The organism is Variovorax durovernensis, from assembly GCF_977011995.1.
This window is the reverse complement of sequence record NZ_CDRNCW010000001.1, coordinates 3,160,722-3,175,063: the sequence shown is the minus strand read 5'-3', so window position 1 is coordinate 3,175,063 and position 14,342 is coordinate 3,160,722. Positions and strand designations below refer to the sequence as shown.

13 protein-coding genes are annotated in these 14,342 nt (G+C 67.9%); 10 read left to right on the top strand and 3 right to left on the bottom strand.

What is annotated here, in order from left to right; genetic code table 11:
* The first annotated feature begins 45 nt into the window (after nucleotides 1-45).
* The gene (locus ACWV14_RS15095; protein WP_454909316.1) at nucleotides 46-798 is read left to right on the top strand and encodes a hypothetical protein; all 753 of its coding nucleotides are present in this window, start codon (nucleotides 46-48) and stop codon (nucleotides 796-798) included.
* A 55-nt stretch (nucleotides 799-853) separates the two neighbouring features.
* Here the strand turns inward: ACWV14_RS15095 and ppa are convergent, their stop codons facing one another.
* Nucleotides 854-1,381, bottom strand: coding sequence for an inorganic diphosphatase (gene ppa, locus ACWV14_RS15090; protein WP_081266300.1), 528 nt, complete (start codon nucleotides 1,379-1,381; stop codon nucleotides 854-856).
* Nucleotides 1,382-1,635: 254 nt separating this feature from the next.
* On the opposite strand from ppa, the gene ACWV14_RS15085 reads away from it, so the two are divergent.
* From ACWV14_RS15085 to ACWV14_RS15050, 8 genes are read left to right on the top strand one after another with little or no spacing between them, the layout of a single operon-like run.
* Nucleotides 1,636-4,149, top strand: coding sequence for a sodium-translocating pyrophosphatase (locus ACWV14_RS15085; RefSeq protein ID WP_454909315.1), 2,514 nt, complete (start codon nucleotides 1,636-1,638; stop codon nucleotides 4,147-4,149).
* A 1-nt stretch (nucleotide 4,150) separates the two neighbouring features.
* Nucleotides 4,151-4,519, top strand: a complete 369-nt coding sequence (locus ACWV14_RS15080; RefSeq protein WP_454909314.1) for a nuclear transport factor 2 family protein — start codon at nucleotides 4,151-4,153, stop codon at nucleotides 4,517-4,519.
* Between the two features lie 49 nt (nucleotides 4,520-4,568).
* Entirely contained in the window at nucleotides 4,569-6,470 is a 1,902-nt protein-coding gene (locus ACWV14_RS15075; protein WP_454909313.1) for a YhgE/Pip family protein, read from the top strand.
* Nucleotides 6,471-6,508: 38 nt separating this feature from the next.
* Nucleotides 6,509-7,246: a MerR family transcriptional regulator gene (locus ACWV14_RS15070; RefSeq protein ID WP_454909312.1), complete on the top strand. Its 738-nt coding sequence runs from the start codon at nucleotides 6,509-6,511 to the stop codon at nucleotides 7,244-7,246.
* 3 nt (nucleotides 7,247-7,249) lie between these two features.
* The gene (locus ACWV14_RS15065) at nucleotides 7,250-8,689 is read left to right on the top strand and encodes a TolC family protein (RefSeq protein ID WP_454909311.1); all 1,440 of its coding nucleotides are present in this window, start codon (nucleotides 7,250-7,252) and stop codon (nucleotides 8,687-8,689) included.
* Entirely contained in the window at nucleotides 8,689-9,675 is a 987-nt protein-coding gene (locus ACWV14_RS15060) for an HlyD family secretion protein (RefSeq protein WP_422086450.1), read from the top strand. Before ACWV14_RS15065 ends, ACWV14_RS15060 begins: the two co-directional genes overlap by 1 nt.
* A 7-nt stretch (nucleotides 9,676-9,682) precedes the next feature.
* On the top strand, nucleotides 9,683-10,867 hold the full coding sequence (locus ACWV14_RS15055; protein WP_454909310.1) for an ABC transporter permease: 1,185 nt from the start codon (nucleotides 9,683-9,685) through the stop codon (nucleotides 10,865-10,867).
* A complete protein-coding gene (locus ACWV14_RS15050; RefSeq protein ID WP_454909309.1) occupies nucleotides 10,867-12,021 on the top strand; it encodes an ABC transporter permease in 1,155 nt (384 codons plus the stop codon). The genes ACWV14_RS15055 and ACWV14_RS15050 overlap by 1 nt, the downstream gene beginning before the upstream one ends.
* Here the strand turns inward: ACWV14_RS15050 and ACWV14_RS15045 are convergent.
* Entirely contained in the window at nucleotides 12,018-12,647 is a 630-nt protein-coding gene (locus ACWV14_RS15045; protein WP_454909308.1) for a TetR/AcrR family transcriptional regulator, read from the bottom strand. The genes ACWV14_RS15050 and ACWV14_RS15045 overlap by 4 nt on opposite strands.
* Nucleotides 12,648-12,776: 129 nt before the next feature.
* Between ACWV14_RS15045 and ACWV14_RS15040 the strand changes: the two genes are divergently transcribed.
* Nucleotides 12,777-13,622, top strand: a complete 846-nt coding sequence (locus ACWV14_RS15040; protein WP_454909307.1) for a metal-dependent hydrolase — start codon at nucleotides 12,777-12,779, stop codon at nucleotides 13,620-13,622.
* Between the two features lie 18 nt (nucleotides 13,623-13,640).
* Here the strand turns inward: ACWV14_RS15040 and ACWV14_RS15035 are convergent, their stop codons facing one another.
* On the bottom strand, nucleotides 13,641-14,228 hold the full coding sequence (locus ACWV14_RS15035; RefSeq protein ID WP_422086445.1) for a hypothetical protein: 588 nt from the start codon (nucleotides 14,226-14,228) through the stop codon (nucleotides 13,641-13,643).
* Between the last annotated feature and the right edge of the window lie 114 nt (nucleotides 14,229-14,342).

Genomic DNA, 14,342 nt, shown 5'->3' with positions numbered 1-14,342 from the left:
CTATAAAAGCGCCCGATTCCCACAACAACACAGAGAGAGAACTCGATGCCATTCGTCGGACTGGGGCTGCACGTCCTCATTGCGCTGTTCTTCGCCGTGCACGCGATGCGCCACGGCAAGCAGATGTACTGGCTCCTCATTCTTTTCAGCTTTCCGCTGCTCGGCAGCATCGTGTACTTCGTGGTCGAGTACCTGCCCGCCTCGCGCATGCAGCGCACCGCCGGCAAGGTGGCGAACGCGGCCATCGGCTTCATCGACCCCGAGCGCGAATACCGCGCGGCCACCGAGGCCTACGACCTCGCGCCCACGGCCCAGAACAAGCTGCGCCTCGCCAAGGCCGCGCTCGACAAAGGCCAGGCTGCGGATGCCGTCGGCCACTACCGCGACGCGCTGAAGGGGCCGCTGGCCTCCGATCCAGAATTGCAGTTCGGCCTTGCCAGCGCCCTGCTCGCCGCGGGCGGCCCCACTTCGGGAAAAGATGCCCTGCAGGCAATCCAGGCCCTGCGCTCCACGCGCGACGACTACCGCAAGGACGAAGTCGCCGTGCTTGCGGCCCGCGCCCTTGCCGCCGACGGACGCCAAGCGGAAGCTCGCGAAGCCTTCGAAAGCGCGCTGAGCCAATACAACACGGTCGAGGCCCGGGCCCGCTATATCGCGTGGCTGTCACAGCAAGGGGATGCCAGCAGCGCGCAACGCCACTGGGAAGAGCTCCAGCAGGCGGCACGCCACTGGAACTCGCACGCGCGATCGGTCAATCGCGAGTGGATGCGGCTGGCCTCGGACGCGGTCCGGGCCTGAAGCCGCAGAACCGGGGGCATGGCGCCCCCGGGACGCTGCCTTTCGGCAGCAGAACTTACTTCTTGTAGTTGGCGATGCCGTCCAGGATTTCCTTCTTGGCGGAGTCGATGCCCTCCCAGCCCAGCACCTTGACCCACTTGCCGGCTTCCAGGTCCTTGTAGTGCTCGAAGAAGTGGCTGATGGCCTTCAGGCGCATCGGGTTCACGTCGTCGACCGACTTCCAGTGGCTGTAGATCGGCAGCACCTTGTCAGTGGGCACGGCCAGCACCTTGCCGTCGACGCCGGCTTCGTCTTCCATCATCAGGATGCCCAGCGGGCGGCACGGCACGACCACGCCCGGCAGCAGCGGGTACGGGGCGATGACCAGCACGTCGACCGGGTCGCCGTCGCCCGACAGGGTCTGCGGCACGTAGCCGTAGTTGGCGGGGTAGTACATGGCCGTCGTCATGAAGCGGTCGACGAAGATCGCGCCCGATTCCTTGTCGACTTCGTACTTGATCGGGTCGGCGTTCATCGGGATTTCGATCACGACGTTGAAGGCATCGGGGACGTTTTTGCCGGGGGAAACTTTGTCGAAGGACATGACGTTTTTCGAGTAGTTGAAAAGTATGAGACGGATGGGGACAAACCCGGAGTTTACTTTCCGTGTCACCGGCCGGTCGCACGCACATCTGTTTTTGCCTGTAAATTGCAACCGTTGGCCAATCGGCTCCGCACCCCGGTGCAGCGAGCTTCGAGGAAGCAACGCGACGGATAGCATGGCCCCGTACGCGTTGCACGCAGGGGCCCATGCTGCCCGTCTCCACTAGTCGCAACGAACGAATGGAGAAGCAAGGCATGATCGGCAACACCCCCCTGATACTGGCAGTCGTCTGCGGCCTCGTGGCCGTGGGATATGGCTTCTGGGCCCGAAGTTGGATTCTCGCGAAGGACCCCGGCAACGCACGCATGCAGGAAATCGCGGCGGCCATCCAGACCGGCGCCTCCGCCTACCTCGCCAAGCAGTACACGACCATCGCGGTGGTCGGCGTGGTGCTCGCCGTATTGATCGCCCTCTTCCTCGACCTGACCACAGCGGTCGGCTTCATCGTGGGCGCGGTGCTTTCGGGCGCCTGCGGCTTCATCGGCATGAACGTGTCGGTGCGCGCCAACGTGCGCACCGCGCAGGCGGCCACGCACGGCATCGGCCCGGCGCTCGACGTGGCATTCCGCGGCGGCGCCATCACCGGCATGCTGGTGGTGGGACTGGGCCTGCTGGGCGTATCGGGCTTCTATTGGTTCCTGGCCAGCGGCACCCCGGTTGCGGGCCAGAGCCTCTCGGCCATCCTCAACCCGCTGATCGGCTTTGCCTTCGGCTCCTCGCTGATCTCGATCTTCGCGCGGCTGGGCGGCGGCATCTTCACCAAGGGCGCCGACGTCGGGGCCGACCTGGTGGGCAAGGTCGAGGCCGGCATTCCTGAAGACGACCCGCGCAACCCGGCGGTGATTGCCGACAACGTGGGCGACAACGTCGGCGACTGCGCCGGCATGGCGGCCGACCTGTTCGAGACCTACGCGGTGACGCTGATCGCCACCATGGTGCTGGGCGCGCTGATGGTCACGGCGGCGCCAACCAACGCGGTGCTCTATCCGCTGGCGCTGGGCGGCGTGTCGATCATCGCGTCGATCATCGGCTGCTTCTTCGTCAAGGCCTCGCCGGGCATGACCAACGTGATGCCGGCGCTCTACAAGGGCCTGGCGGTGGCGGGCGTCCTGTCGCTGATCGCGTTCTGGTTCGTCACGAGCTGGCTGATCCCCGACAACGCCATCGCCCCGAGCGGCAGCCAGCTGAAGCTGTTCGGCGCCTGCTTCGTGGGCCTGGCGCTCACAGCCGCGCTGGTGTGGATCACCGAGTACTACACCGGCACGCAGTACAAGCCCGTGCAGCACATCGCGCAGGCCTCGACCACCGGGCACGGCACCAACATCATCGCGGGCCTGGGCGTGTCGATGCGCTCCACCGCCTGGCCGGTGATCTTCGTCTGCATCGCGATCTTGGCCTCCTACTCGCTGGCGGGCCTGTTCGGCATCGCGGTGGCCGCCACGTCGATGCTGAGCATGGCCGGCATCGTGGTCGCGCTCGACGCCTACGGCCCCATCACCGACAACGCCGGCGGCATTGCCGAGATGAGCGAACTGCCCGACAGCGTGCGCGCCGTGACCGACCCGCTCGATGCCGTGGGCAATACCACCAAGGCCGTGACCAAGGGCTACGCCATCGGCTCGGCCGGCCTCGCGTCGCTGGTGCTGTTTGCCGACTACACCCACAAGCTGGAGAGCTTCGGGCTGAACATCAGCTTCAACCTGAGCGACCCGATGGTGATCGTCGGGCTGTTCATAGGCGGGCTGATCCCCTACCTGTTCGGCGCGATGGCCATGGAAGCCGTGGGGCGCGCGGCCGGCGCGGTGGTCGAGGAAGTGCGCCGCCAGTTCCGCGACATCCCCGGGATCATGGAAGGCACCGGCAAGCCCGAGTACGGCAAGGCGGTGGGCATGCTGACCGGCGCGGCCATCAAGGAAATGATGATCCCGTCGCTGCTGCCTGTGGTGGTGCCGATCGTGGTCGGCCTGCTGCTCGGTCCGAAGGCGCTGGGCGGGCTGCTGATGGGCACCATCGTCACGGGCCTGTTCGTCGCCATCTCGATGTGCACGGGTGGCGGCGCATGGGACAACGCCAAGAAATACATCGAGGACGGCCACCACGGCGGCAAGGGCTCCGAGGCGCACAAGGCGGCCGTCACCGGCGACACCGTGGGCGACCCCTACAAGGACACCGCCGGCCCGGCCGTGAACCCGCTGATCAAGATCATCAACATCGTGGCCCTGCTCATCGTGCCGCTGGTGGTGAAGTTCCACGCCGGCGATGCGGCGGCCGCCGTGCCGACGAAGATCGAGACGCCGCCCGCCGCGACGGCCCCGGCAGCCATGGCGCCGTCGACACCCGGCGCGGTGGTGGCCGCGGGTGCCGTGTCGGCCGTGGAAACCGCTGCGGTGAAAGTGGAGAACGGCGTCGTCAAGTTCTACTTCGCGACCGCCAGCGCCGAAGTGGCGCCCAACGCCAAGGAAGCCCTGGCCGACGTCATCAAGGCGGTGCAGAGCGGCAGCACAGTGCTCGTAAGCGGCTACCACGACGCCAGCGGCGACCCGGCCAAGAATGCGGAGCTGGCCAAGCAGCGTGCCATGGCCGTGAGCGACGCGCTCAAGGCGGCCGGCGCGCCCGAAGACAAGATCGAGCTGGCCAAGCCCGAGCAATCGCAAGCCGACGGCCCGCCCTCCGAGGCCCGCCGCGTAGAAGTCAAAGTAAAGTCATGACATGCCCACACCCGCCCGACTCGAATCGTTCATCGCCGCTGTAGAAGGCGGCGCGCATGCCAAGGCCATCGAGGACTACTACACCGAAGATGCGACCATGCGCGAGAACCAGGCAGAGCCGCGGCGGGGCCGAAGCACGCTGGTGGCGCAGGAAAGCGCCGTGCTGGAGCGCACTGAGTCGGTGGTGTCCACCTGCGTGCGGCCGGTGCTGGTGAATGGCGACCACGTTGCCATTCACTGGATCTTCGAGTTCAGCTTCAAGGGCGGCGGCAAGATGCGCATGGAAGAAATCGCCTGGCAGCGCTGGGAGGGCGAGCGCATCGCCGAAGAGCAGTTCTTCTACGACCCGGCACAGAAGAAGCCGGCCTGAAGCCTCTCCCACGCCGCCCCGTCCATGGCGCTGAAGACTCCGTAGCTCCATGAAATACCTTCGCGCCCTCATCGCCGGCACCCTGGCCATTGCAAGCGCGGAGCTTGCGGTGGTTCGGCGCTTTCCGCGCATCCTGCTGGCCATCGTCGCCGTCGGCGTTGTCCCGGCGATCTACGCGCTGATCTACCTCACGAGCGTGTGGGACCCGGCCGGCCACACGGCCGACCTGCCCGCCGCCATCGTGAACGAGGACCGTGGCGTGACCTACATGGCGCACTCGGTCAACGTCGGCGAGCAGCTCACGGCCACCCTGCTGGCCAAGCGCGCCTTCGGCTTTCGCGTGATGACCGACGAAGAAGAGGCGCGCGCCGAAGTGCGGCGCGGCACGCTCGCCTTCGCCCTGCTGATTCCGCCGGACTTCAGCGCCGACGCAGTGCCCGGCGCGCAGCGCGGCGCGGGGCGGCTGGTGGTCTACACCTCCGAGGGCAACAACTACAGCTCCGCAGGGCTCGCCCGCCGTTTCGCGGGCGAACTGGGGCACCAGGTCAACGAGATGCTCAACGAGCAGCGCTGGACACTGGTGCTCAATGCGGCCGCAGGCTCGCAGCAGCGGCTGGAGCAGCTCAAGCAGGCATTGCTGACCCTGCGCGACGGCTCGCAAACACTCGCCGCCGGCGCCGCTCAATACAGCACCGCCGCGCGCGAAGTGGGCAACGGGTTCAAGCAGGTCAATGGCGGCATCCGTCTCATCCAGTCGAAGCTGCCGGCCGACGCGGACCTGCGCGCGCTCAAGAGTGGCGCGCAACAGCTCGCGGCGGGCCAGCACGAACTCGGCTCCGGTCTGGTCCAGATCGGCGAGGGTCTCGACCAGCTCCACGGCGGTGCCGGCCAACTCGGCGACGGCGCACGCCGGCTGCAAAGGGAGTCGGCCGACATTCCCTTCGTGGGCGAACGCATCGCCAAGGGCGCCGGCGAGCTTGCGGGCGGCGCGGACAAGCTGCGCGGCGGGCTCGAGCAAGCCCAGGCGGCCATGACCAAGGCGCAGGACGGCAGCCAGAAGCTCGACGCCGGTGCCACGGCGCTCGAAGGCGGCGTCGGCAAGCTTACCGACGGCATGGGCGCGCTGTCCGCCGGCATCCGCACCATGGCCGGCAAGCTGCCCGAAGACCGCAAGCTCGATGAGTTCGTACAGGGCGGCACGCAGCTCGCCCAAGGCGCGCAGAGGCTGCTGACCGGCGTGCGCACCATCGAGGCCGCCCTGCCCGCTTCGATCACCCGCATCCAGGGCAGCGCCTCGGGCCTGGCCGACTCGGTCGAGCCCAGGGTCGAGGTGGTGGCGCCGGTGGCCAACAACGGCAGCGCTTTCGTGCCGAACATGGTGTCGGTGGCGTTGTGGATCGGCGCGGTGATGGCCGGCTACCTGTTCAACATCCGCATCGTGCTGTCGGACCACACGCACTATCCCAAGCTCGCCAAGACACTGGGCAAGATCACCATGCCCGCGCTGATCGTGCTGTTGCAGGTGGCGTTGGTGCTGGCCACGCTGCTGGGCGTGCTGGAGGTGCAGGCGCCGCACGTGGCGGCACTGGCGCTCACGATGGCGCTGGCCTCGCTGGTGTTCCTGGTGGTGCTGTTTGCCATCCTGCATGTGTTCGGCGACTTCGGCCGCATCCTGACCGTGCTGCTGCTCACGCTGCAGCTGTCGGCCGGCGGCGGCGTGCTGCCGGTGGAACTGTCGGCTGGCTTCTTCCGCACGGTGCACAGCTGGCTGCCGTTCAGCTGGGTGGTGCAGGCCTTCCGGGCGGTGATGTTCGGGGCCTTCGACAACGGCTGGGCGCATGCCTGCGGCGTGGTGGTGCTGTCGGGCGCGGTGGCGGTCGGCCTGATGGCCATCTTCGGCAAGTGGAAGGAAGTGCTGCTGGCCGACTACAAGCCCACGATTCAAGTCTGATGAATACAACACTTTCGATGTAACATACAATCTGTCGGATGAACACGCCCGCCGTGCCCGCCGCCGATGTCACCCCTGCCGCAGAGGATCTCTCCATCGAGGCATTGGCAACGCGCACCGGCGTCACGGTGCGCAACATCCGCGCCTACACCACCGCCGGGCTGCTGCCACCGCCCCGGCTGCGCGGCCGCCTCGGGCTCTATGGCGAAGACCATGCACAGCGCCTTGCGCTGATCCGCGAGCTGCGCGACCAGGGCTTCGGCATCGAGGCGATCCGCCGCATCTTCGGGCGCGCGCCGGCCTCTGTGTGGGGTGACCTCGTCTCGGTCGCGCGCTCGATGTCGGGCAGCCTGTTCGCTTCGGAAACGCCCGTGGTCGTGTCGGCCAAGGCCCTTGCTTCCAAGTGGAACGGCCAGATGACGCCCGCCCTGCTCGCCCGCGCCGCCAAGGCCGGCCTGATGCGCGAGTTGCCCGACGGGCAGGTGCAAATGCTCAGCCCCGCGCTCGGACAGGTGGCCGAGCAGCTCGCCGCCCTCGGCCTGCCGCTGGAGCAGGTGATCGGCATGCAGGAAACCATGGCGCGCACCCTGCGCACCGTGGCGCGGCACTGGCTGCGCACCCTGGCCGACAGCCTGCTGACGGGCGACGCCATCGACGCCGAACGCACGGCCCAACTGCTGGAGAAGGCGCGGCCGCTCGCCACCGGCGCGGTGCAAGCCGCGTTCCCCGTGATCCTGCAGCAGGAACTCGACGCCCTGCTGCACAAGACCGCCTGACCGATGACAAGCTCCCGCTCCCTCCATCCCTCCCTGTTGCTGCTGCCGGCGCTGCTCATGCTGTGCGGCTCGGCTTTCGCGCAAGCCCAGGCACAGGCCCGCAGCGACAGCGCCCTGGCCCTGAGCTTCGACGCCGCCCGCGCCCGCATGGTCGACCGTTCCGACAAGCTGGCCGCCGCCCGCGCGGCTGTCGACGCCAAGGAACTGCAGAGCCAGGGCCTCAAGGGGCTGGGCGGACCGACGATCAGCGTCTCGGGGCTGGCCTATGCCTACAACGCCAACCTGAACCTCGACCTCGATCCGCTCAACCAGAAGCTCGGGCAGATCGGCTCGTCGCTGCCGTCGTCGATCCAGAGCTTTGTCTCGCGCGTGCCGATTCCGCAGTTGCCCAACAGCTACACGCTCAACCGCCATGACACCGGGGCCAACACATCGATTTCCGCCGTGTGGCCCATCTACCTGGGCGGCGCGACCGATGCCGTGCGCGGCTTCGTGTCGGCGCAAACGCGCGAGGCGGAAGCCGACGCCGAACAGGCCGGCCACGAGGTCGACACGCTGCTGGTGCAGCGCTACTTCGGCGCCCAGCTCGCGCAGCGCGCAGCCACGCTGCGCGCGCAGGCCGAGCGCACCATCGCGCAGCACGATTCGGCGGCGCAGAAGATGCTCTCGGCCGGCGTGATCTCGCGCGTGGAGCGGCTGCAGGCCAGCGCCGCGTATGAAGAGGCTCGGCGCAACGCCCGCAAGGCGGAAAACGACGCCGCACTGGCCAGCGTGGCGCTCGCCCGCACGCTGCGCGCCGACGGCACCGTGGTGCCGCAAACGCCGCTCTTCCTCATAAGCACGCCGATCGAGCCGCTGGGCTACTTCATCGATTCGGCGCTCACGCGACATCCAGGCCTGGGCAAGGTCGCGGCCAAGAAGTCGCAGGCAGAGCAATTGCACGAAGGCGAGGAAGCACTGCGCCGCCCGCAGGTCATCGCCTTCGGCACGCGCGAAATCAAGAGCGGCAACGCCGACTGGGTGGCCGGCGTCGGCGTGCGCTGGACGCTTTACGACTCGGTCGACCGCGACGCGCTCTCCGCCTCCTCACTCAAGCAGGTCGAGCAGGCCGAGCGCACCGATGCCCAGGCGCGCAGCGACATCTCGCTGCTGGTCGAGCGCAACTGGCGCGCGCTGGAAAACGCGCGCCGCCAATACCTGGAGATGAAGGCTTCGGTCGAGCTGGCGCAAGAGGTCGTCAAGCTGCGCACCTCCGGGCTGCGCGAGGGCACGAGCACCACGCTCGACCTGATCGACGCCGAGACCAACCAGGCCAAGGTGCTGACCGAACGCGCGCAAGCCGCCAACGACTACGTGCAGGCGCTCGCGCAACTGCTCGAAAGCGCGGGCCTTTCCGAGAAGTTTTCCGACTACATCGCGCGTGCAGACGTGAAGGTGAATTGATGATGAGTGCCAAGACCCGAAAACTGATCGCGATCCTGGTCGCGCTGCTCGTGCTCGCGCTGCTGGTCTGGGGCTTCTGGCGCGCGTCGCAGCCCGCGCCCGAGGTGTTCCAGGGCCAGATGGAAGCGCGCGAGACCGACGTCGCCGGAAAGGTGACGGCACGCGTCGCCGAAGTGGCGGTGAAGGAAGGCGACCGCATCCAGGCCGGCGCGGTGCTGGTGCGCATGGACAGCCCTGAAGTGCGCGCCAAGCTCGCGCAGGCCACCGCCGCCGAACAGGCGGCGCAGGCCGTGGCCGACAAGGCGCAGAACGGCGCCCGCCCGCAGGAAGTGGAAATGGCGCGCATGCAATGGCAGCGCGCCGAAACCGCCGCGCAACTGGCGCAGACCTCGTTCCGCCGCGTCGACGGGCTGGCGCGCGAAGGCCTGGTCGCCGACCAGAAGCGCGATGAGGCAGAAGCCAACTGGAAAGCCTCGCGCGACGCCGCCATCGCGGCCAAGGCGCAGTACGACATGGCACGCACCGGCGCCCGCCCCGAAGACAAGGCCGCCGCCAGCGCACAGGCACGCCAGGTGGCCGGCGTGGTGGCCGAAGCGGAAGCTGCCAAGGCCGAGACCGAACTCCGCAGCCCCGTCGGCGGCGAGGTGGCGAAGGTGCTGGCCAAGGTGGGCGAGTTGTCGCCGCAGGGCGTGGCGGTGGTCACCGTGGTCGACCTGAGCGACCAGTGGGTGGTGCTCAACGTGCGCGAAGACCGGCTCTCCCGTTTCGCGCTCGGCAACGAATTCGACGCACGCCTGCCCGCGCTGCCCGAAGGCAAGCGCACCGCCCGCTTCAAGGTCTACTACAGCGCGGTGCTGCCCGACTTCGCGACATGGCGCGCCACGCGCGGCGGCGCTGGCTTCGACGTGCGCACATTCGAGGTCCGCGCGCGCCCGCTCAAGCCCATCGACGGCGCGCGTCCCGGCATGAGCGTGCTGGTCGACTGAGCTCGCAATGAGCCTGCGCGGTTTTTCCGCTGCCAGCGCACGGCGCGAGTTCGCGCTGCTGCGCACCCGCCCCTGGGACCTGGCCATGGTTTCTTGGGTGCCGCTGCTCGCGGTCTTCCTGATCTGGTGGATTTTTTCCGCCGGCCTGCCAGAGCGCCTGCCCATCGGCGTGCTCGACCAGGACCACTCTTCGCTCTCGCGCCAGGTGGTGCGCTTTCTCGACGCCACGCCGGGCCTGCGCGTGGTGCAGCAGTACAGCGACGAAGGCGAGATGGCGCGCGCCCTGACCAGCGGCGCCGTCGATGCGGCAGTGCAGTTGCCACGGGACCTGAGCCGCGACGTGAAGCAGGGCCGCGTCGGCCAGGTCGTGCTGCTGCACAACGCGCAGCTGGGCACGCATTCGAGCCTGATCCAGCGCGATGTGCGCACTGCCGTGGCCACGGTGTCGGCCGGGGTGGAGCTCACCGTGCGCAACAAGCGCGGCGAATCCATGAGGGCCGCGCGCGTGAGCATGGAGCCGATCAAGGCGAGCATGGTCGCGCTGTTCAACACCTCGACAGACTACGAACAGTTCCTGGGCGCGGCGCTGATCCCCGCGCTGCTGCACATCCTCGCGATGACGGCCGGCGCATGGTCCGTGGGCCGCGAGCTGCGCGACCGCAGCATCGGCGAATGGCTCGGCGCCGCGCCGCGCTGGCATGAAGCCCTCGCCGCATTGGCGGGCAAGCTGGCGCTGCCCTTCCTGAGCCTTTCCGCGGTGGCGATCGCGGCCATGCTGTGGATCACGGCGGGACGCGGCTGGCATCCTGTCGGTTCGATCGGCTGGACGCTGTTCGCGCTGGTGGTGTTCCTGGCGCTGTCGGTCGCGCTCGGCGCCTTCGTATCGAGCCTCACGCGCTCGCTGCGCACCGCGCTGTCGGCCACGGGCTTCATCACCGCGCCCGCGTTCGCTTTCGGCGGCGTGGGCTTTCCGCTGGTCGCGATGCCGCTGTTCGCGCGCATGTGGGCCAACCTGCTGCCCTACACCCACTACATCCGCGTGCAGATGGAACAGCTGCAGATGGGCGCGCCGGTGCTCTATTCGGTGGCAACGCCGCTGTGGATGGTGCTGGGCACGGCCGTGCTGCTGGCCGCCTCGGCCGCCGCGCTGGTGCGCGCGGCCTGCGCGCCCGACACCTGGGGAGGCCGCTGATGACAACGGGCGACCGCACCCGCTTCGGCGCCGCATGGCGCGACACCACCCTTGCGGTGCTGCGCGACAAGGGCGTGCTGCTGATCATGCTGATCGCGCCCATCATCTACGGCTTCTTCTATCCGTGGCCCTACGGCTCGCAGGCTGTCACCCGCGTGCCGGTGGCTGTGGTCGACCAGGACCACAGCGCGCTGTCGCGCCAGATCGCGCGCTTCGCAATGGCCAATCCGCGGCTCGACGTGCGCATGGTCACGTCCGACGTGCACGAGGCGCAGCAGGCGCTCTGGCGCGGCGAGATCGAAGGCTACGCGCTGCTGCCGGCGGACCTCAAGCGCAATGTGCTGCGCGGTACCTCGGCGGTGGTCACCATCGAAGGCAACGGTGCGTATGCGCTGTTGAACAAGGCGGTGCTGTATGGGTTTTCGGAGGCGGTCGGCACAGTGTCGGCGGGCGTGGAAATCCGCAAGCTGCAGGCCGGCGGCCAGAGCGCGGTGCAGGCCGCGCGCAGCCGCAGCCCGCTCAACACGCGGTTGGTGGCGCTGTTCAACCCGACCGAAGGCTACGGCAGCTACGTGGTACCGGCGGTGGCCCTGCTGATCCTGCAGCAGACGTTGCTGATGGGCGCGGCGATGCTGGCCGGCACCTGGGCTGAAGCCGGACGGCTGCGGGCCTCCATGGGTGCGTGGCTGGGCCGGCTGGGGGCGCTTTCGGGCTTCGGCTTCCTGAGCGGGCTGTTCTATTTCGGCTGGGTGTTCTTTTTGCAGGACTACCCGCGCGGCGGCAACCCGCTGGGAGCGATGCTGCTGCTCGCGTTCTATGTGCCTGCCATCTGCACGCTCGGCCTGCTGCTGGGCTGCTGGTTCCGCGACCGCGAGCGGGCCTTGCAGGTGCTGTTGTTCACCGCCCTGCCGATGGCGTTTCTCTCGGGCTTCTCATGGCCTGTGGAGGCCTTGCCGGGACCGCTGCAGGCGCTGCGCTGGCTGTTTCCGAGCACCGCGGGCATCCAGGGCTCGCTGCGCCTCAACCAGATGGGGGCGCCGCTGCATGACGTGCTGCCCTATCTGGGCGTGATGCTGGCGCTGACGCTGGCAGGCCTGCTGACGCTGTGGCTGGCGGCCACCCCGCGCGGCAGCGCGCAAGCCCGGCGCGCCTAGCGCAGGCTCTCGGCCGCCACGGCCCGCACCAGCCGCGTCGCGGGCGCCACCAGCTCGCGCAGGTCGCCCGCACGGTCCTGCTCGATGGCCTGCAGCACCAGTTCGTTGATGCCGCCAACCACCGTCATCGCCATCTCGCTCGTCAGGTGCGCCGAGGGCTCTTCAGCGCCGCCGGCACTGTCGATGGCCACCTGGATGAAGTTGGCGATCTCGTCGTTCACCCGGCGCCGCACCACCAGCCCCGGCATGCCCAGCCCGAGGATCTCCACGAAGAGCGTACGCAGCAGCACCGGGTCTTGCGCGAGGTAATCGAAATACGCCGTCATGGCCTGCTCGACCTGCGCATGCCACGGCTGCACCGGGTCGAAGGCCTCGCTCACCGCCTGCAGGGCGAGCCGGCTCGCGGCTTCATAGAGCGCGATCAGGCATTCGGTCTTGGTGCTGAAGTGTTCGTAGAAGGTGCGGCGAGACACTGCCGCCTCGCGCACGATGTCCGCGATGGTCGTCTCGGCATAGCCTTTGGCCGCCACCGCCTGCGCCATGCCCTGGAGCAGCCGGTTGTAATGCTCGCTCGCCGGGCCGTCGGGAGACTTCGGCGTCACGGCCTTTTCAATGGTTTCGCTCATGGATGGCACATTTTCCTACGCCTTGGTACTTGACAGTACCAACAACCGGCCGCACCATGGAGGCATGCGGTACGAAGATGTACCAACCCTCCTGCCACGCATTCCGTGCTTTTTTCGAGGCTTGATTTCATGACTGAACTCGTTGTCCGACGCCTTCTGATCGACCTGCAACCGCCGTTCGCCCGCGACTGGTGCGGCGGCGATGCATTCTCGACCGCTTTCTTCAACGCCCTGTCGATGAGTTTCCCCTTCGGAGAACAATTCTTCATCGACGCCGTGCGCGATGCCGTGGCCACCCTGCCGCCCGAGGTGCAGGAGCAGTACCGCGCCGACGTGCGCGGCTTCATCGGCCAGGAAGCGACGCACCGGCGCATTCACTCGCTGTTCAACAGCCATCTCGAGAGCCAGGGCCTGGTCGACGGCTGGACGGCTCGCGCCAGCAAGCGCCTGACGCTGATGGAAGACGCCGATCCGCGGCATGCGCTGGCTGTCACCGCGGCCACCGAGCACTTCACCGCCATGTTCGCCGAATGGCTGCTGGCCCACCCCGGCGTACTCGACGGCGCCGAGCCCCGGCTTCGCACCATGTGGCTCTGGCACAGCGCAGAAGAGCTTGAGCACAAGAGCGTCGCCTTCGACATCTACAAGGCCGCGGGCGGCTCCGACGAATGGCGCAAGCGCTGGTTCCGCCGCGTGACGATGATGTTCCTGGGCGACCTGATGCGCCAGACCATCGACAACCTGCGCCATGAGAAGCAGCTGTGGAAGTGGTCGACCTGGAAGAGCGCAGCGCGCATTCTGCTGAGCCGCGACGGCCTGCTGCGCGGCAACCTCGCGGGCTGGCGCAGCTACCTGCGCGCGGACTTCCACCCGATGCAGCAGGACAGCACCTTGTCGGAACGCTGGCTGGAGAACAACCGGGCGCAGTACACGCCCGTGGGCGGCCCGGCGCCGGAAGCGGCCGCCGCGCGCTGAAACTAACGTGTCAGAAGATCAGAAGAAGGTGGCGCGCTGCGTGGTGTTGCCGCCGGACTGCTGGTGTTCGGGGCGCAGCGCGAGGTCGTGCAGCGTGTCGAAGTCAGACGGGGCGTCCGGCACTCGCATTACCACTTCGAGCTCGTGCATCGACGCGACCCAGCGGCCGGCCGGCGACTCGGCCGGCTCGTCGTTGGCGAAAACGCCGTCGCGGATGTACAGCGTTTCGCCTTCGGAGCGCTCGGCATGCAGCTCGATCAGGCGTGCGATCGAGAAGTTGTAGGTCACGAGCTTCTCGCGCGTCTTGCGGTCCTTGCCACCGCAGTTGAACGAGCCTTCGGCCGCGATGACGATGCAGGAACCGTCCACACCCCCGTCCGCATCGATCTCGTTGCCCGAGCGCCAGATGGCATTCGGCAGGCGCACGCGCACCTTGTCGATGACGAGATCGCGCTGCTTGTTGAGGCTGCCCAGGGGCGGAACCAGCGAACGCAGCTGGCGCAGCCGCTCCGCGAAGTTGTCGTCCATGAGGAATTCGACGTGGTGTGTGGCGCTGCCCGACGAACGCCTGACCACCTGCATGACAACGTGACGCGGCTTAGCCATGGCTGAACCCCTTTGCGAGCGTTGAAATCCACGCCCTGCGAAGGGCGTCAACGGCTTGGCTGCAATTCATTGAGACGACTGAAATTAGAACTTTTGAATAAATGCAATCACATG

What these genes read in the sequence shown, in the direction of transcription:
- ACWV14_RS15095 (WP_454909316.1), top strand. Translation starts at nt 46, where the DNA reads ATGCCATTCGTCGGACTGGGGCTGCACGTCCTCATTGCGCTGTTCTTC.
- ppa (WP_081266300.1), bottom strand. Translation starts at nt 1,381, where the DNA reads ATGTCCTTCGACAAAGTTTCCCCCGGCAAAAACGTCCCCGATGCCTTC.
- ACWV14_RS15085 (WP_454909315.1), top strand. Translation starts at nt 1,636, where the DNA reads ATGATCGGCAACACCCCCCTGATACTGGCAGTCGTCTGCGGCCTCGTG.
- ACWV14_RS15080 (WP_454909314.1), top strand. Translation starts at nt 4,151, where the DNA reads ATGCCCACACCCGCCCGACTCGAATCGTTCATCGCCGCTGTAGAAGGC.
- ACWV14_RS15075 (WP_454909313.1), top strand. Translation starts at nt 4,569, where the DNA reads ATGAAATACCTTCGCGCCCTCATCGCCGGCACCCTGGCCATTGCAAGC.
- ACWV14_RS15070 (WP_454909312.1), top strand. Translation starts at nt 6,509, where the DNA reads ATGAACACGCCCGCCGTGCCCGCCGCCGATGTCACCCCTGCCGCAGAG.
- ACWV14_RS15065 (WP_454909311.1), top strand. Translation starts at nt 7,250, where the DNA reads ATGACAAGCTCCCGCTCCCTCCATCCCTCCCTGTTGCTGCTGCCGGCG.
- ACWV14_RS15060 (WP_422086450.1), top strand. Translation starts at nt 8,689, where the DNA reads ATGATGAGTGCCAAGACCCGAAAACTGATCGCGATCCTGGTCGCGCTG.
- ACWV14_RS15055 (WP_454909310.1), top strand. Translation starts at nt 9,683, where the DNA reads ATGAGCCTGCGCGGTTTTTCCGCTGCCAGCGCACGGCGCGAGTTCGCG.
- ACWV14_RS15050 (WP_454909309.1), top strand. Translation starts at nt 10,867, where the DNA reads ATGACAACGGGCGACCGCACCCGCTTCGGCGCCGCATGGCGCGACACC.
- ACWV14_RS15045 (WP_454909308.1), bottom strand. Translation starts at nt 12,647, where the DNA reads ATGAGCGAAACCATTGAAAAGGCCGTGACGCCGAAGTCTCCCGACGGC.
- ACWV14_RS15040 (WP_454909307.1), top strand. Translation starts at nt 12,777, where the DNA reads ATGACTGAACTCGTTGTCCGACGCCTTCTGATCGACCTGCAACCGCCG.
- ACWV14_RS15035 (WP_422086445.1), bottom strand. Translation starts at nt 14,228, where the DNA reads ATGGCTAAGCCGCGTCACGTTGTCATGCAGGTGGTCAGGCGTTCGTCG.